This is a genomic window from Tenacibaculum aiptasiae, from assembly GCF_965221665.1.
In the GTDB taxonomy this organism is placed as follows: Bacteria; Bacteroidota; Bacteroidia; order Flavobacteriales; family Flavobacteriaceae; genus Polaribacter; species Polaribacter aiptasiae.
The window spans coordinates 1,830,178-1,848,980 of record NZ_CBDCSN010000002.1 but is presented as its reverse complement, the minus strand read 5'-3'; the positions used below and the strand labels follow the sequence as shown (position 1 = coordinate 1,848,980).

Genomic DNA, 18,803 nt, shown 5'->3' with positions numbered 1-18,803 from the left:
AAAATTTATTGTACTATTGTTAAGCCTTGCATACTTAACTATATATCGATGAAGTTTAAAATTGTTCTTTGTTTCCTACTTTTTCAAACTGTTTTTTATTCGCTAACAGCCCAAGAGGCTACTCCTAATGTGGTAGGCAACAAACAAGTGATTTCTTCGAAGGTTTTAAACCAAGATCGAGAAATTTCGATATACCTGCCTGCTGATTATAAAAAAACAGCTTATCCAGTACTGTATATTGTAGACGGACAACGGTATTTTTTAAATGGCGTCCTGTATCAGAACACGTTGCAATGGCAAGACAAAACTCCTCCATTTATTGTGGTGGGCATACATACACAGCAGAGAAAAAGGAGAAAATTGTTATATCCAGACGCTCAAATGTTTATACAGTTTTTAACGGATGAATTGATTCCGTTTGTTGAAAAAAATTACAATGCTGCCTCCAAACGCTTCTATTTTGGTTGGGAAATGGCGGGAGGTTTGGCACTTGAACTCCTTGCACAACCCGAAAATATATTTACTGCTTTCTTTATAGCTAGCCCCACCCATATAACTAAAGCCAGACTAAACTCTTTGAGAAAAAAGTTAGTTACACAGGGCAATACTACCGAGTTTATCTATGTTTCTTTAAGCCCTTCTGAACATTGGGCAGCGGAATCTGTTAATCAATTTAAAAGCCTGTTAAGTAACACTGTTTTACCAAAAACCACATGGAAATTCGATTCCTTACCAAACGAAAACCATCACTCTACTCCAACCTTAACCCTGCATAAAGGTTTAAACCTTTACTTTAGCGATTATCCTTACCTACGCTTTAACTCTTTAAACGATTTTAACCAATATGGTGGATTGGCTCAACTCAAAGCGCATTATGCCAAAAGAGGCGATAAATACAATACCTCTAAAGAGATTCATAAAAGCACCAAACACTTTTTGTTATTGCAAGCCATGAAAGAAAACAATTACCCTGCTTTTGCTTTGTTTATGAAAGAGTTTAGCAACTACTACCAAACCAAAACTAGGGATTTGTGGTTTAACCGATATGCTCAGTTTTATTTACAACATCAAAAAACAAACAAGGCTATTGAAGTTTTAAGCGCTGGACTCGGTAAGTTTAAAAAATCGGCAATTCTATTACGAAGTTTGGGCGATGCCTATTTACAACAAGGCAACAAAGCTAAAGCCAAGGTGTTTTATACAAGGGCTTTTGAAACCGCTATACAAAACGAAGACAAGAATATTGAAGCTTATAGATTGAAGTTGGAGGGGATATAGTCTTTAGTTTAACGATAAAAACTTTGCAGAACTATCAGCGAGCTTCGTTGATGCTCTTGAAACTCTACGAAACTGTCAGCGAGCTTCGCTGATGCTTTTGAAACTCTGCGAAACCATCAGCGGGCTTCGCTGATACTCTTGAAACTCTGCGAAACCATCAGCGGGCTTCGCTGATACTCTTGAAACTCTGCAGAACCTTCAGCGAGCTTCGCTGGTACTCTTGAAACTCTGCAGAACCATCAGCGGACTTCGCTGACACTCTTAAAACTCTGCGAAACCTTCAACGGGCTTCACTGACAGAATAAAATTATATAATTAGGGAAAATCCTAAACTATACTAATTACTTACTTTTCAGTCATTACGAAACAGCATCAAATAAAACATTATTAAAACTGCATAACAAATATCTAGATAAATAAAATAAATCTTCATTTGTATTATTATTCCCTTGGTGTAGTCATTATTTTAATAAATACAATTATAAAACGAATAATTAATATAGTAGATGTAAATATTAGATATAAAATGATGTATTTAAATATATCAATAATTAACTCACTAAAATTATTTACTAATGATTTAAAAACTGGAATTGTAAAAGAGATAACTGAAACAACAAGTGCTGAATATATACTATAATTTAAATAATGTACTAGTATTTTATATTTAGAATTTGCATTTTTAATTAATTGCATCGCAGTATTATCAATAGTATGAAGTAATGTTGTTATTGTCAACAAAAACCCAAGTAAAACACTAAATACTACCATAGTAGAAGCAATTAAATTTTTAAAATCTAATAAATCTATGAAATTGTTTTTAATTTTATATGTGATCAGAATTATTAAAATTGATATCAAAAAAGGAAAAACTTTGGACAGATATTTTATAAAAGTACTTACCATTTTTATTTATTAGAGAAGACTTCTCTCAAATATATCGAATTTTCATAAAACTTAATTTCTAATTGCTCATAAACCTCTCTTGTTCTAAAATTATTATGCCTTGTTTTTTCTACAGTAATTTTATCATTTATTGTTCCCGTTAAAAAGTTAAAAGTTTTTTCTTCAACATCAGGGTCGTTACCAGTGACAGTTAATGTTAATAATTCAGCACTTGTTTGTCGATCTAAATAAGATACAACTTCTCTTACTTTAGAGATATTTAAAGACTGTTTAGTTTCTGCTTCAAATTCAAAACTTAATTTTCCTGCCTCAAATTTATTTGCCAAACTTGGAATCTCCACTGGTAATAAATCCGAACCGTCAACAAGTTTATTAATATTTGTAGGAGAAGCAAGTTTAACTTTTAGTTTTTTGTAACTTTTAGTTTTAAAAAAGTTTTCCATTGAAGATTTATTTGTAATCTTTTCAAGTGTAAAATTGGGAGTATTAAAATTATGTTTAATAAACTTTTCAATTGATTTAGCATTTACTCCTGGTCTCCTATTAACAAGTACAATAATATTAGTTTGACTGTCAAACAAAAAAGACGTTTGATATCCTAAACCATCATCTTCCTCTAAATCAAGCTTATTTATCTCTTTAGTATTTTTATTTTGCCTTGGAGGAATACTTTCAGTTTGAGTAAAAGAAAATGTTCCGAATGTAAAATCGTTTCTTTTTTTCACTTCAAATAGACCAACCTCACCATTAGTTTGAATAATATTCTCCAAATTCTCTTGGTTTGGAATTTCAAATGCTTTTGTCAACTCTTCCTGATGTAGTCTTCTATCTTCTTTTGTTATTGCTTTAGGAGTTATTTTATAATAATAAATACTTAAATCTTTTGTATTGCTCATAACTTTTTGTTTAAATTATATAGTCTCTAAATTGAATTAGTCTAGTAAATTATAAGTTTCTTCAAGATTTTATAGAACTCAAAAATTCTCTAATCTTTAAGCTTCCGAATGTAAAACAAAATAAAGTCTCTAGTTTACGGAAAACCATACTATAAGTAAGGGTTTTCCCTATTTTTAGTTAAGTTAAAATCCTTTTGGTAATTTCATATTTATCAACAAGTTTGAAATTATAAATAGTTTGCTTTTATAAAAGTTATATTAAATTTACATTTAATGAATAATAATATATTAATTACCTTATTACTTGCTTACCTAATTAAATAAGTCGTCAAAATTTAGATAAAATAAAATGGATAAATTCAATTTAAACACTTTTACTTTAAAGTTAGCAGTAGGAACTATTTGGTTAGTTTCTATTTTTTTATTTGCATGCGGCATATACAATATTTTCCCTTTTATTGAATATTTATCTAAAACCTCAACTTGGGGGATATTAGTTTCTATACCAACATTAGTATTTGCATATACTATTGGTGAGGCTACTATATACCTTAATAATTCTGCATTCTTTAGGGGTTCTTCTAGTTATAAAGAGATTGATGATTTTTCTCTTTTAGCAAAAACTAAAAACGAGTTCTTAATCAAAAGGTACGAAAATATGGAATATCAATTTCAGTTTTTCAAAACATGCGTCCCTACATTTATCTTTTTAGGAGCTTCAGTAGTTTGGAGTTCTATTCAAGTATTAATTTCTGGAGTGAGAGAGATATGTATAGGGCTCGGGATATTCACAATCGTTTTCTCTTTTATATTCATAAGAATGGCCTCAAAAAAGAAAGCTGAAATAAAATACCTTATTGAAAAACAAGAGCAGCCTACTTCCCTCTCTTCAACTAGTGAATAGTGTTACTTTCTACTAAACAGTATTAAAACAAACAACTTACTTTAAAAATATATTCTTAAAAAAGCCTTTGAATAATACACTACTCAAAGGCTTTTATCTTAGAATCTGTACAAGGCTGATATTGCCGTAACAAATTGGTGCTTGTTTCCTGTTTGAATAATTGGGCTATCTACAACATCTGAAATAAGTACATTGTAACGGAATGCCATACCTAACATCCATTTTTTATTCAATAAATAGAAAACATTTGAAGATACTCCAACATCTTTAAAACCAGACTCCAATTTATAAGTTGATAAGTTAGCAGCTAAACTACTTGTTTGAGATACTCCAAAATAGGTATTTAAATAATTTGAGGTAGCAAAAGAGCTGTTTATTGCAACTCTTGAAATTAACTTCTTTTTTCTATAGTTAAAACCTACTTCTACATTCGCCAAACCACCATCGTTTGCTCCAGTAATATCGTGCGTATAGCTCGCTTTAATATCTACCTTTTTAAAGTTATACTTAGCAAACAATCCTGCTCCAACGGCAAAATCTATTTCGGGGAGCTGCGCTATTTTAGTATTAGACACAGAGTTATTTCTGTTTATTTTTGAGGCAATCATGGGACCGAAATTCCACTTTCTATTTGCCAACACATTGTATTCTGCATTTAGTCCGTACACTCTTATATATCGACCATTTATCCAGTTAGCAGAAAAACTTATGAAAGGCAATACACGGTAATCTTTCGCTCCTTCGTACTCAGGAAACAAAGCTACACTGGCTCCTAAACTATAAAACACTTTTTTAGTAACAGGGGGTTTTTGTTGCTTTTGAGCTTGTAGGTTATTGGTATAAAGACTGCTTATTCCAATAATAAAAATTAAAAAAAATCTCGTCATAAATAGTTATTGTTATAATTAGGCAACAAAACTATTGGCTCTGACACTTTCAATTCTGAAACTAATTTCAGTAATGAAGCAAAATACATTTGAATTAAAACTTTGCCTACTTATGCTTTTATGACTACTGTTTTAAATTTTGAGATAATAACAGCAATATTTAAATATTAGAAAGAGTTGTCTTTGTTTTTCCTGATAGTACTAATTGCTAGTTTTAGCTAAAAATAAAAACGGATATGTAACCGCAACAATTAATAAAACAATAATGGTTGTTCTTAATACGCTGTTTTCTGTTTTAAGTAATTTTGAAAAAACATAGCATACAGCTACGTTATATAATCCAGCTATTAAAAAATAAGCCTTCATTGATTCAAAACTAGATAATAATAGTATACCGAGTACTACGCTAATACTTCCGCTTAAAGTATTACCTTCATTAAGATCATAGAAAACAAACACATTAGTAATAAAAACTACAATCAAAAAAACATATTTTAATCTAATTTTATTTCTTCTATTCATAACATTCAAAACTTCTTCTTTACTTTTATCTTAAATCATAATTACTATGAAATTCAAAGTTACTTTTATTTTACTACTTACTTTCTCGCTCTCCTAGTCTCTGACCAGTTGAGATTACGTTTGTTTTCAGCTAAAAAATTCAAAAAACAAACAACTACCTTTAACTATGGAGTTCTTTGTAATTATGCTTTTGGAAAAAGCTAGCAGAGATTTTTTTTATCAAAAACAGAAAAACACAATTAATTAAATCTGTAGTACGAAGCGTATAAGAAAAAGAAAAGCGAACCGAAGTTCGCTTAAGAATAGATTTAGCATTTATGCGCAGGATATTCAACACCACAGATATAACAATAACCATTAGAATATACTGGTGTTGCACTACAATCTAAAGGCTCTTGAAATCCACCGCTAATAGATTGTTGCTCAGATTTGTTTAAAGCTGTACCTAAGTTTGAAATGTTCTTTAACATAATTTGAATTTTAAAATTTCTCAAACCTATGGATAAATAAAAACAGTGAATTAAATTAAACCGTAATAAAAGTAAGGCTTTACCTTACTTAACAAAAATTAACAACTACTGTAAATAGTCTAATATTAAGAGTAAAGAAAAAAGTGGGTTATCAAGTAGAACCAAAAAACATGAAAGCAAATAACACAATTGATATAAGAAACAGGTTGGTTAAAAGAATCAGATTCGACGTTAATTAAAACTTTGCCTACTTGTACGTTTATATCTACTCTACTGTTTTAAGTTTTACAGTAAGTTAAATTTGTACTTTTGCTATTCAACATTTAAAATAAATTGTTATGAAAGCAAAAATTAAAATTGCTGCTATTGTTATGATAGCAATGAATTTTGGTGCTAAAGCTCAAAATAGTTATCCAAAAACAGGAACAGTAAGTTTTTACGATATCACTTCTACTCAAACAATCCCTAAATTATCTTTGGGTAGACATGCAGGAGAAGCATTTAATTTTTATGTGTCTGATTATGTTGGAACCATCAAGTTTAAACAGGATGAACCCAATAGCATGCATGAAATGAGATTTGATATTGAGTCTCCAACAATAAATGAAATGAACTATGCTTTTATGTTTAATGGAGTTTCAAAATTTAGAATTAAGTCAAACGGGAATGTAGGTATTGGTACATCAAATCCTTCTGCTGGATTAGAAATTAATAAAGGAAATACAAATGATGTTGCTTTATTATTAAAGTCTTCTGGTCCAGGTTGGGGTTCGGGATTGCAATTATATAATTTAGCTTCAGACAAACAGTTTGGTATGTACTCTGGAAATGATGGAAAATGGCATTTTACACATGAAGGTAATGGAGATAGATTAGTTATAGATAATGCTGGAAATGTAGGAATTGGAAATTCAAGTCCAAGTACTAAGTTAGATGTTGGAGGAGAACTGAAAACGAATTGGGGTAGACTTGTTTTAAGAGATAACTCTTTAGAAGAATGGTATACAAACGGACCTGCAAGGCTAGCAGTAAATTACCTAGGGTATCAAAAAGGAGATAGTCAGTTTAGAGATTATACTATTTATAACGGTAAGAGAGTAGGAATTCTACATGTAAGTGGTGAACAAGAAAGCGTAGGTATTGGAACTGAAAATACTTTCGGATATAAATTAGCTGTAAATGGAAAAATTGGGGCTAAAGAAGTAAAAGTCGAAGTAAATAGTCCTTGGCCAGACTTTGTTTTTGAAAAGAATTACAACTTACCAACCTTAAAAGAAGTAGAAAACCATATAAAAGAAAAAGGACATTTAAAAAACATACCTAATGCTAAAGAAGTAGAAAAGAATGGTTTCTTTTTAGGGGAAATGAATAGCAAACTATTACAGAAAATAGAAGAGCTAACTCTATATACCATTGAACAAGAAAAAAAATTGAATGCTCAAAAAGAAGAGATTGAGAATCTAAAAACTCAAAATTCTAAAATAGACGAGCAACAAAAGAAAATTGAACAATTGGAAATGTTAGTCAACAAATTACTGAAAGACAAAAAGTAAGTTTATTTACTTTTAATATTATGAATAAAAATCAACACCTAATAAGTGTTGATTTTTTTATGTTGAGGATTTAGAAACCGAATGCTAAAAATAAATCATCGGAACAGAATCCTTTTGAGCTGTTGAATAAACTATAGAGCAGTTTGCAAATTTTTCTTTGCAGCAACTCCATTGTTTCCCGATGTTTAACTTTTCTTAACAAGCAGTCCGTAAATAATTAATTAACTTACGAAACGCTGACAAACAGTATAAAACTCAAACAATGAAAAACTACTTCTCTACATTTTTAATCGCAGCATTGGTATTACTTTTAAATGCTTGCAATTCAAAAAAACAGCAATCGAAAGATACCAACTCACCAACTCCTGAAGTCTCGTATTTTGGACAAAAACCACCAGGAACAACTCCTGAAATTTTTGCTCCTGAAATTGTTTCGGTAACTGGACGATATGAATACGCCTTATCTTTCTCTCCTGCTATGGATGAGTTATATTTTTCAGGAAATAAAAAAGAAGAAAACCAAACCGTATATTTTTCTAAGCTGAAGGATAAAAAATGGAGTCAGCCTAAAAAAGCAAACTTTACTAAGGGGCAAAAAAAGAACGAATTCGAAGCATTTGTAAGTCCTGACAATAAAAGAATCTATTTTTCTACTTACGATTCTATTTTTCATGATGAAAACATCTGGTATGTTGACCGTTTAAAAGACTCTTGGAGTGAAGCTAAAAAATTAGATTCCCCAATGAATGATGATATTGTTTTTTACGCTAATGCTGCAAATAATGGAGATATTTTTTATACGAGCATCTCAAAACTAAAAATGTATTATGCTCCCAATAAAAATGGTGCGTTCCCCGAAGTACATGAGGTAAAAATTGAACATGGAGGTCATGGCTACATCTCTCCCAATCAAGATTTTCTATTGGTAGACGCAAAAAAAGACAATGACAAAACAAAAGACAGAGATATTCACGTTTATTTTAAGAAAAAGAATGGTGAATGGACAAAACCTATTAACCTTGGAAGTACCGTAAATTCTGATTTTACTGAGACATGTCCAAGTCTTTCTCCTGATGGGAAATATTTATTTTTCAGCCGATATAATGAAGAAAATGGAGTATCAAACATTTATTGGGTAAACGCGGATGTTATTGATAAGGTAAAACCTACTGACTTAAATGAGTAATGACTCATTAATTAGAAATACTTTTTTAAACTTTATAAAAGCAAAAAACCTTAACTCGTAAGAATTAAGGTTTTTCTTTGAAACTCAGTACGGGCGGAGAGACTCGAACTCTCACACCTCACGGCACTAGAATTTAAGGTAGCGTACTAATAAACAACGCTTAAGACTATAATCTCTTAATTGCATAAACTTCTTAAATCAACATGTTTTATAGCTAATTTCTGCTTTAGTGTGCAAATAGTGTGCAAAAAATGGCATCAATTAAATTTATATTTAGGTCTATAAAAGACTTTGGTTCATTAACTATGAGATTTACTCATAAGGACAAAAACAATAAACTCGATATTTTCATTAATACCGAATTTAAATCGAAAAGAAGTTATTGGTTTGATTCTAAAAACAAGCAATTAAAATATCCCTAAGGCAAACTGTAAGGAGTCATTAAAAGTAAAATCTACAATCATTAATCTTGAAGAATTCGTTTATAATAGATTTAATATTGATTTTCAAGTTACAGACATTAACAAACTTTGGTTACAAGACTGTATTAACAACTTTTTTAATCGAACGACTAATACAAAACATAAACTTCCTTTAACTTTAGTTAGCTACGTTGATTACTACATAAGTAAGTCGTCGACTATTAAAAATGCTAAAGGTACTTTTGGGTTATCTAAGTCTAGAATTGACGACTTTAAAATCTTGAAAAAGTTTTTAGTAGAATTCCAAGGAAAGGAAACTATTAAGATTAAAGATGTAAATCTTGATTTTAGCAACCGTTTTATTAACTGGATGGTTGATATTAAAAAATACGCTAATGGTTATGCAGGTAGAATGTTAAGTGTTATTAAAACACTTTGTAATGATGCTAAATTCAATGGTTTAGAAACACATTCACAGCTATTTAAAGTCTCAGGATATAAGACAAAAAACGAACATATAATCGTTTTAAGACCAGAAGAATTGCAATCTATAAAAGATATAGAACTACCTTTAAAACATCTTAAAAACGCCCGTAAATGGCTTCTTTTAGGCTGTTACACAGGTCAAAGAGCAGGAGATTTACTCAGCATAACTTTAGATAATTTTCATACTAGAAATAACCTAGAAATTATCGAATTAAAGCAACAGAAAACGGGTAGTTTAGTTACTATTCCTGTACTTGATGAAGTGAAGAAAATTATATCTAATGGATTTCCTCATAAGATTAGTCAACAGAAGTTTAATCAATACATGAAAGAAGTATGTAAACTTGCTGGAATTAACCAATTAACTGAAGGATTTTTATTTAATAAGACTACTAAACGTAGAGAATTAGGAAAGTATGAAAAGTGGAAACTAATTTCAACTCATACATGTAGAAGAAGCTTCTGCACGAATAACTACGGAAAACTACCCAATTATTTAATTATGAGTGTTACAGGTCATAGAAGCGAGAAAACCTTTCTTGGTTATATAGGTAAAACATCTTATAACTATGCAAAGCAATTCAAAGAATTATATGAGAAGAAACCTTAAGAAGCTTTGAGGTCTTTTATTTAACCTATTAACCTTATTACTGAACAAATAAACATTTACGATTATCGTAAATGTTTATTGTTTTACATTAAATCAAGAGAAATATCCTTGAAAACTACTTACAAATGTGGGGGAATAAGCAACTTATTAATAGAATAAGAAACGCTCCCCCACATTTGTAGATAGAAATCAACATTAATTAACTAAATCTCTATAGCAAACAATAACTTAATTCTTTTATATTTACAGTTATTATTTTTTGTATAAGAGTATATACATATGTCGTTTACCTATATAAATTAGTTCTATAACGACGTATTTTATGCGTATATAAACAAGTTGTACGCAAGCTGAAAAAGGATTATGAATAATAAAATCTTAATACTGACTTTGATAATTCTATTCAGTCACCAATTTGGTTTTGGACAGGAAAATAAATCGAATGAATTTAATACCGACAATTTGATTGGAGTATGGTATCCAAAATATAGTCGTGGAAAAACTGATTTGATTTTTGAAAAGAAAGTAACGACTGAACACAAGTACGGATTAAGTATTGAAATATTGAAAAACGGAGAGTTCCGAAATAGATATTCTGCCCCTTGCGGAAATGACACAATGCTTCGGACTCATAATTATAGTGGGAAATGGAATCTGAATGAAAATGACTGGATAATAACCACTTCTGAACCAATTAATCGAAAAGGAACTGTTTATAAAATAGTGGAATTAAAGTCCGACAAATTAGTTCTTGCGGAGATTAAAACAGAATAAAGTCAGCGTACAACAATGTATAACCGCAATTACGGCGGATTCGACTACGTTCGAATCCATTCGGAATTGCGAGCGTCAGTGCTAAACTGAAAAATAATAACTTAAAACCCGTAACTGACGCTTATACGAGACCGTTGTGCTTCATTACGAAATGAATAAATAGAATTGGAACATAAAAAATGAAAAACTGGAAATTAGAAGAATATGTAAATGATTGGGTAAAATCCGAATTTTCTAGAATTAACCAATCGAATTTTACAGTCGAGTCTGATATGTCTGATTACCTTAAAAGTGCCATCCAAGAAGGAGTCAAACTTAAAAGGATTGAACTTGAGGAAAAAGGTGAAAAAGAGAAAGGTAAATCTTGGAAGCCCGATTTTGAATTGGAATGTTTCGATATACCAGTACTTATAGAAAACAAACTTAAAGCCAACAAGTTAGTTAATAAAACAAAGGAGGGGATTAAGAACGACATTAAATCTGTTCAAAATTATGCTGTTAATGGAGCAATTCACTATGCTCAATGTGCCATAAGAAGTAAGAAGTATAATGAGGTCATTGCGATCGGAATAGCTGGGGACAATAAAGAAAATGTTGAAATACAAGTCTATTATGTCTTTGGTGCAAGTGACAACACTTACAAATTAGCAATCGATTATAACAGCTTGGATTTTTTAGAATCCAAAAAATCGTTCAAAGAATTCTATAAAGCAATAACGCTTACAGAAGAAGAAAAGCATACTATTTTAATTCGTTCACAAGCTTTATTACAGAAATATGCAAAAGAACTGAATAAATTGATGCACAATCATAACATTACTGCTCCTCAGCGTGTGTTATATGTGTCTGGAATGCTTCTTGCCATGCAGGATTTACAAGATTATGAAACAAAGGAAATAATTGAGAAAGGATTAGTTCCTGAAGACTTAACTGGAATCGAATTAAACGAAAAAAGAGATGGTTATAAAGTAGTAAGTCAAATCAAAAATTACTTAGAACTCAAGAAGATACCAGAAGAGAAAAGAAAATTAATGTTATCCTCTTTTCGTGAGATTAGCAAGGATACTGATCGCGATAAAAAAACAGGCTTAGAGAAATTCGTAAGCAAATTATTAAAGGAAAATTCTAGCACGAATAAACAGATTTTCACCTATATATATGAAAATATATTCCAATCTATTGACTCTATGAGCGGTCACATAGACATCATGGGGGAAATGTATTCCGAATTTCTTAAATATGCTTTAGGAGATGGTAAAGAAATTGGCATTGTATTGACGCCTCCTTATGTGACAAAAATGATGTCACAGATCTTGGAAGTTGATGAAAATTCGAAAGTCATGGACTTGGCAACAGGTTCGGCTGGTTTTTTAATCTCGAGTATGGAGTTGATGATAGAAAAAGCCGAGTTAATCCATGGAAAAGCCACGAATAAAGCCGAAGAAAAAATTAAACAAATAAAGGAAAATCAGCTATTAGGAATTGAGTTGAATGCTGAGATGTTTACTCTTGCTGCGACAAACATGATATTGCGGGGAGATGGCTCCAGTAATATTCAAAAAGGTTCATCTTTTGATAAACCTGAGAAATTGTATAGAGATTTTAAAGCCAATAAGCTTTTACTGAATCCCCCGTTCAGTTTCAAAGAAAACGGTATGCCTTTTATTAAGTTTGGTTTGGATCAGATGGAATTGGGAGGCAGAGCCGCAATAATTATACAAGATTCAGCAGGTAGTGGAAAAGCTATAGAAAGTTGCAAAGCAGTTCTAAAAACAAGTCAATTAATTGCTAGCATAAAGATGCCAGTTGATTTGTTTCAACCTATGGCTGGCGTTCAAACGTCTATTTACATTCTTGAAAAAACTGGAAAAAAACATGATGTAAAGAAACAAGTTCGATTTATAGATTTTAGAAAAGATGGATATAAACGGACAGCAAGAGCCGTTTATGAAATTGACAATCCTGATAAAAGATATAATGACATTGTTGAAATCTATCACAATGGTTTAACCGCTAAAGTTTCTGACGAACTATGGAATCTTCAAGAACAAGTAGTTATGACTAATATCTCTTTGGATGGTAAGGACTGGAATTTTGACCAACATAGTATAGTAGACACCAAACCCACACTTGAAGACTTCAAAAAAACGGTTAATGATTACGTATCTTGGGAAGTTAGTAACATTCTTAAACAAAAAGAAAATCTTAAAGACACGGATACTTTAAAGTCAAAATTTCAGGAAATTGAATTAACAAATCCTGAAGAAAAGACGATTAAAAATTTCGAAAACAATTTGGTAGAATTTAATGAATTCGAAATTCAAAATTTATTTGATGTCTCTCCATCAAAAGCCTATAGCTTGAATGATCGTGACATTTTAGCTGAAAATGGTAGCACACCATATGTCTCTAATCAGTCTCAAGATAATGGCTATATTGGTTGGAGCAACCTTGAAGCGTTAAATCCAGCTAATGTTATTACCTTAAGTGATACATGGCAGTCAGAACGTACTATCTATTACCAATCTACGGAATTCATTGGTAAGAGTCATCTACAAGTTATGAATCCCTATGATGATAACTTTCAACAGTTTGAGTTATTTTTTGTGATATCAAGTTTCAGAAAGGCGATTATTGAAATGAATTATAACTACGGCACCAAATTTAACCGAGATAAAATCAAAGCGACTAAGATTCAACTCCCTGTAAAAAAAGGTAAAATTGACTTTGAAACAATGAATACTTTAATGCGTGCTATTCATAAATTGGCACTTAAAGATATTTATGCATACATAGACGTTAGACTAAACAATTATTAAATGATAATTCTAAAAAAACGAAAGCACAACACTGTATATAAATCATAGCACCTTTCGGGATGCTACGCTTCATATACTAACCGATAGCAAACATTAAAACAAATCATAACCAAATAAACATTTACGATTATCGTAAGTGTTTATTGTTTTTCATTAAATCAAAAGAAATATCCTCGAAAATTAACTTACAAATGTGGGGGAATATGCAACTTATTAATGGAATAAGAAACTCTCCCCCACATTTGTAATCAATTATTAGATCTATTTTACTCGATTTAAACCTTATTATAAAACAATATTCATTGTAAACAATCAATTATTAACCTACAGTAAAGTATTAATTCAGAAAAAATGTGCAACTTTTGTGCAAACCTTAAGAAACAAAAAATGCAACTAACTAAAAATAAACTAATTGCATTTAAACTCAGTACGGGCGGAGAGACTCGAACTCTCACACCTCACGGCACTAGATCCTAAGTTCTATATCAACTTTTACACAAATTCAAGTAGCTATAAAACAATGCTTTAAAAAACAATAAACTCTGGTTTATTAATGATTACATGTACTTCTACATGTATTTTTTACAAGTCTCTAAAGTACAAAATAACAACAACTTAACCAACCAATAAATTAATTCCAATTTTAAAATTTAGGGAAAAACCTTACTTTAAGTACGGATTTCCTTAAACTTATTATATCATTAAGTATTACGTTTGTTGAATTACACAAAAATATAATCACTTCCAAAAAGAAGCATGATAATGTTTATCAGTAATTATATTAATTTCAAAATATAAAAAGAGAGATTATAACATAATGATTAAACAAATAGGTTTTAAAAATTACAAAGCATTTAAAGAAGGTAAAATTAAAATAAAGCCAATTACAATTTTACTTGGCTCAAACAGTGCTGGAAAAAGTAGTTTAATACAACTATTTCTTATGCTATCTCAAACATATAGCTCTAGAAAGAATCGCAAGAACTCATTAATGCTAAATGGGAATTTAGTTAATTTAGGAGAATCTAAAAATATTTTTCATAATAAGCGTACTAAACTTGGAATTGAATTATCATTTGATTTTGATAATGTCGACTACGAAACAATATATGAACTAGTTAAAGATCATATTTTATCCCTTTACAGATCTTTAGAAAGAGTATACTCTATGTTTTCTACAGAAGAAGAGCTTTCAAAAAAAAGGAGAATAAAATTTTACAAACTTTCCAGAGAATTTGAAGATATTTCTGATTTTGAAGAAGTATTCAAAAGGCTATCTAGTTTAAAAAGAAAAATAAATATTAAAGCTAAAGATATAAGTCATCAAGATTTTGAAAATATTTTGAATATTTATTTTGAACCCGAAGAACTATCTGAAGAAAATAAAATTTACTCAAAATCAGAGAAAAAAATAATTATTGATTTTGCACAATATAAAAATGCATATAGTTTTATCAATAAACTAAATGAAATCAATCCTAAAAGTGCAAACATTACTTACTTAATAAAAAGAACTAAAGATAATCTTGAAATTTCAGGCTTTAAGGTATCTAGTGGAGAATCGAATTTACTTTCATACGAACATAAAAAAAGAAGAAAGGGTAAACGTGATATATTATCTAGTGATTTATTAGATGAAAAAACCATTGAAAAATACTCTAGTAAGTTCGGAAAAATGATAGATTTAACAAATATCGAGATTGCTACAAAACGGATTTTCTTCAGACAAAAAACAATAAACAACTTCTTTATAAACATTCTTATAGAATTTATTGAATTTTCATCATCACCAGTCAAAGACTCACTTAGCTATAGAAATATAAACTATATTAACCCCTTACGTGCATACCCTAAAAGATATTATTTTCAGGATGAAGTTATTAACTCATCTGGACTTTCAACTATTGACTCTTTACATTTGATTGATTTATTCAAAGACAGAACGGACATTAAAAAAAATGTAAACAAATGGTTAAAAAAATTTAATATTAATCTAGATATAGCTCAATTAGAAGAAGTTATTCATAAAATAAAAGTAAATCATAGTGGTTTACATCTCGACATCACCGATGTAGGTTTTGGGATATCTCAAATTATACCAATTATTGCACAGAGTTATATTGCTAGGAAAAACTCAATTACTTTAATTGAACAACCAGAAATTCATTTACACCCGAAAATGCAAGCAGATTTAGCTGACTTATTTATTCAAACAAGTCAATTTAATAATAATCGAAAACACTTTGTAATAGAAACACATAGCGAATATCTATTGAAACGATTAAGAAGACGTATCTCTGAAGGAGGTATTTCGGCTAACGATGTCGGCATATATTTTATCAATGGAAAAAATGAAGAAAGAAATTTTGCTACAATTGATGAGATTGAAATTAGTGATTCAGGTAGTTTTCAATGGCCAAAAGATTTTTATGCTGATGATTTAGAGGATACAATGGAATTTCTTAAAAACCAAGCAAAATAATGGATTATACTGTTTGTTCAAAAGTATTAGAAATAGCTTGTACTCAACCTAAATATGCATATGATCTATTATGGAAGTTTATAATGGAAAATCCACATAAAGTTGTCATAAATCAGGAAATCCTTGAAGAGTATTCAAAATATACTCATAATGGAACTATTCATGAATGGATTAGAGGAATGGATTATAAAAAATTTTGGAAAACTGTTGAAATAGATCAAACTAACAATATTTTTATAAATACTTGTCAAAAAACACATGACAAAAACTTTATCGTATCTGAAAAAGAAGACTATAAAAAAGAGGATTTTATAGGAATTAAAGTATTAAATAAAGACGAGGCAATTACTGAACTAAAACCTAAATCTATTATAATAAACCAAATAGGTAATAACAATCAAGCTTCAACAGGAAATAACTCACCAAATTTAAAATAAAATGATAATTCAAACAGGAAATGATAATCAAGCTTCAACAGGAAATAATTCTTCTAACACTAGAGGAGGTAAACACAAAACAATATTACCTAACAAAAAAGAAATCGGCTGGTTTACAGGAGGCATCGTTCTACCACTTATTGTTGGTTTAATATTAGAATTGTTTAAACAAGGTGAAGTAAGTAAAATTTTCACTTCCATTATTAAAATATTTAGTTAATAATATTGATGTCAAATCTATTTATCTAGTATTATCTTATAAGATTTTGATGTGATTAATTACCCTTACGGAATATATTATATATTAATAACTGATGCGAGTCAACACTAGATTTGAAATCTAGTGTTGAAAAATTAATCAAGTATCAAGCTTACATAAAAAAAAGGCGATTAATCTCTTAAAAACAAAAGGATTGTAAACTTATAATCACACCTATTCTTTTGTACTTTCATCGTTGTTTATTATCAAAAAAAATGGCTTTACATGTACTTTTACATGTACTTTTATTTAGCGTCACACTAGACCAAAAAAAAACATCCTAGCTTTAGCTAAGATGCTCTTAATCAATGTACGGGCGGAGAGACTCGAACTCTCACACCTCACGGCACTAGATCCTAAGTCTAGCGTGTCTACCAATTCCACCACGCCCGCATACTTTGAATTTGTGGGTGCAAATATAAACAATACTTCTAAACTACAAAGAACATGCACAATATTTTTATTATTTTTGATGCTTACTAATTTACAACACATGCAAAACGTTAAAGAATATATTGCTCAACATAAAGATAGATTTATCAATGAGCTAATCGAATTATTAAAAATACCTTCGGTAAGTGCAGACCCTGCCTATAACCAAGATGTATTAAATACAGCTGATGCTGTGAAAGATAGCTTAGAAAAAGCTGGATGTGATAACGTAGAAATATGTGAAACTCCTGGTTACCCTATTGTTTATGGAGAAAAAATTATAGATCCGAACTTACCAACTGTTTTAGTTTACGGACATTACGATGTACAACCTGCAGACCCTATTGAATTATGGGACTCTCCTGCTTTTGAACCTGTAATTAAAAAAACAGGCATTCATCCTGAAGGAGCTATTTTTGCACGTGGTGCTTGCGACGACAAAGGACAAATGTACATGCATGTAAAAGCTTTAGAATACATGACCTCTACTGGAAATTTACCTTGTAACGTAAAGTTTATGATTGAAGGTGAAGAAGAAGTAGGTTCTGAAAGTTTAGCTTGGTTTGTACCTAGAAATAAAGAGAAATTAGCGAACGATGTTATTTTAATTTCTGATACAGGAATGATTGCTAACGATATTCCATCAATCACTACTGGTTTACGTGGTTTAAGTTATGTCGAAGTTGAAGTTACAGGTCCTAACCGTGATTTACATTCTGGTTTATACGGTGGTGCAGTAGCAAACCCAATAAACATTTTAACAAATATGATTGCTTCTTTACATGATGAGAACAACCATATTACCATTCCTGGTTTTTACGATAAAGTAGAAGAGTTATCGAGAGAAGAGCGAGACGAAATGGCAAAAGCTCCTTTTTCTTTACAAGAATACAAAGATGCCTTAGATATTGACGATGTTCACGGTGAAGCTGGCTACACAACCAACGAACGTAACTCTATTCGTCCTACTTTAGATGTAAATGGAATTTGGGGTGGTTATACTGGTGAAGGTGCCAAAACTGTAATCGCTTCTAAAGCTTATGCTAAAATTTCTATGCGTTTAGTTCCTGGGCAAGATTGGGAAGAAATCACCGAATTGTTTAAGAAACACTTTGAAAGCATTGCTCCAAAATCGGTAAAAGTAGTTGTTACTCCTCACCATGGTGGACAAGGATATGTAACTCCTATAGACAATATTGGTTATCAAGCTGCTAGTAAAGCGTATCAAGAAACATTTGGTGTAACTCCAATTCCACAACGTAGTGGAGGAAGTATTCCTATTGTAGCTTTATTTGAACAAGAATTAAAAAGTAAAACCATTTTAATGGGATTCGGATTAAACTCTGATGCGATTCATTCTCCAAACGAACATTTTGGTGTTTGGAACTACTTAAAAGGAATTGAAACCATTCCTTATTTTTATCAATACTTTACAGAGTTATCTAAATAAATTAAAAATCCCACATAGTTAGTATGTGGG

General features: G+C 30.5%; 15 protein-coding genes, 1 tRNA gene and 1 pseudogene. 11 read left to right on the top strand and 6 right to left on the bottom strand.

Features of this window, described 5'->3' with window-relative positions:
* Nucleotides 1-48: 48 nt before the first annotated feature.
* Nucleotides 49-1,278 carry an alpha/beta hydrolase-fold protein gene (locus ACOQN8_RS08845; RefSeq protein ID WP_420552406.1) on the top strand — a complete coding sequence of 410 codons (1,230 nt, stop codon included), beginning with the start codon at nt 49-51 and terminating at the stop codon, nt 1,276-1,278.
* Nucleotides 1,279-1,719: 441 nt separating this feature from the next.
* Here the strand turns inward: ACOQN8_RS08845 and ACOQN8_RS08840 are convergent, their stop codons facing one another.
* Together ACOQN8_RS08840 and ACOQN8_RS08835 are read right to left on the bottom strand one after the other, a co-directional pair.
* On the bottom strand, nt 1,720-2,049 hold the full coding sequence (locus tag ACOQN8_RS08840) for a hypothetical protein (protein WP_420552405.1): 330 nt from the start codon (nt 2,047-2,049) through the stop codon (nt 1,720-1,722).
* Between the two features lie 137 nt (nt 2,050-2,186).
* Complete coding sequence (locus ACOQN8_RS08835; protein ID WP_420552404.1) at nt 2,187-3,080, bottom strand: DUF6731 family protein; 894 nt, start codon at nt 3,078-3,080, stop codon at nt 2,187-2,189.
* A 349-nt stretch (nt 3,081-3,429) separates the two neighbouring features.
* Here ACOQN8_RS08835 and ACOQN8_RS08830 point away from each other — a divergent pair, with 349 nt between their 5' ends.
* Complete coding sequence (locus tag ACOQN8_RS08830) at nt 3,430-3,984, top strand: hypothetical protein (protein WP_420552403.1); 555 nt, start codon at nt 3,430-3,432, stop codon at nt 3,982-3,984.
* A 98-nt stretch (nt 3,985-4,082) separates the two neighbouring features.
* Here the strand turns inward: ACOQN8_RS08830 and ACOQN8_RS08825 are convergent, their stop codons facing one another.
* The 3 genes from ACOQN8_RS08825 to ACOQN8_RS08815 all read right to left on the bottom strand — a co-directional run bounded on the left by ACOQN8_RS08825 (nt 4,083) and on the right by ACOQN8_RS08815 (nt 5,863).
* A complete protein-coding gene (locus ACOQN8_RS08825; protein ID WP_420552402.1) occupies nt 4,083-4,871 on the bottom strand; it encodes a MipA/OmpV family protein in 789 nt (262 codons plus the stop codon).
* A 201-nt stretch (nt 4,872-5,072) separates the two neighbouring features.
* Entirely contained in the window at nt 5,073-5,354 is a 282-nt protein-coding gene (locus ACOQN8_RS08820) for a hypothetical protein (protein WP_420552401.1), read from the bottom strand.
* 347 nt (nt 5,355-5,701) lie between these two features.
* Nucleotides 5,702-5,863, bottom strand: a complete 162-nt coding sequence (locus ACOQN8_RS08815; protein ID WP_235275030.1) for a hypothetical protein — start codon at nt 5,861-5,863, stop codon at nt 5,702-5,704.
* A gap of 338 nt (nt 5,864-6,201) precedes the next feature.
* Between ACOQN8_RS08815 and ACOQN8_RS08810 the strand changes: the two genes are divergently transcribed.
* The 8 genes and pseudogenes from ACOQN8_RS08810 to ACOQN8_RS08775 all read left to right on the top strand — a co-directional run bounded on the left by ACOQN8_RS08810 (nt 6,202) and on the right by ACOQN8_RS08775 (nt 16,852).
* Entirely contained in the window at nt 6,202-7,416 is a 1,215-nt protein-coding gene (locus tag ACOQN8_RS08810; RefSeq protein WP_420552400.1) for a hypothetical protein, read from the top strand.
* Between the two features lie 262 nt (nt 7,417-7,678).
* Nucleotides 7,679-8,602 carry a hypothetical protein gene (locus ACOQN8_RS08805; RefSeq protein WP_420552399.1) on the top strand — a complete coding sequence of 308 codons (924 nt, stop codon included), beginning with the start codon at nt 7,679-7,681 and terminating at the stop codon, nt 8,600-8,602.
* Between the two features lie 414 nt (nt 8,603-9,016).
* Complete coding sequence (locus ACOQN8_RS08800) at nt 9,017-10,120, top strand: tyrosine-type recombinase/integrase (RefSeq protein ID WP_420552814.1); 1,104 nt, start codon at nt 9,017-9,019, stop codon at nt 10,118-10,120.
* Between the two features lie 390 nt (nt 10,121-10,510).
* Nucleotides 10,511-10,894 (top strand): lipocalin family protein, encoded by a 384-nt coding sequence (locus tag ACOQN8_RS08795; RefSeq protein WP_420552398.1) that lies wholly within the window; start codon nt 10,511-10,513, stop codon nt 10,892-10,894.
* A 179-nt stretch (nt 10,895-11,073) separates the two neighbouring features.
* Nucleotides 11,074-13,092, top strand: a pseudogene (locus ACOQN8_RS08790) (HsdM family class I SAM-dependent methyltransferase); the annotation flags it as partial.
* Between the two features lie 1,438 nt (nt 13,093-14,530).
* Complete coding sequence (locus ACOQN8_RS08785) at nt 14,531-16,195, top strand: AAA family ATPase (protein ID WP_420552397.1); 1,665 nt, start codon at nt 14,531-14,533, stop codon at nt 16,193-16,195.
* Nucleotides 16,195-16,632 (top strand): hypothetical protein, encoded by a 438-nt coding sequence (locus ACOQN8_RS08780; protein WP_420552396.1) that lies wholly within the window; start codon nt 16,195-16,197, stop codon nt 16,630-16,632. Before ACOQN8_RS08785 ends, ACOQN8_RS08780 begins: the two co-directional genes overlap by 1 nt.
* Before the next feature lies 1 nt (nt 16,633).
* Complete coding sequence (locus tag ACOQN8_RS08775) at nt 16,634-16,852, top strand: hypothetical protein (protein WP_420552395.1); 219 nt, start codon at nt 16,634-16,636, stop codon at nt 16,850-16,852.
* A gap of 350 nt (nt 16,853-17,202) precedes the next feature.
* On the opposite strand, the gene ACOQN8_RS08770 is transcribed toward ACOQN8_RS08775, so the two are convergent.
* Nucleotides 17,203-17,284 (bottom strand) — tRNA-Leu (locus tag ACOQN8_RS08770).
* A gap of 100 nt (nt 17,285-17,384) precedes the next feature.
* Between ACOQN8_RS08770 and ACOQN8_RS08765 the strand changes: the two genes are divergently transcribed.
* Nucleotides 17,385-18,773 (top strand): dipeptidase, encoded by a 1,389-nt coding sequence (locus ACOQN8_RS08765; RefSeq protein ID WP_420552394.1) that lies wholly within the window; start codon nt 17,385-17,387, stop codon nt 18,771-18,773.
* Nucleotides 18,774-18,803: the final 30 nt, after the last annotated feature.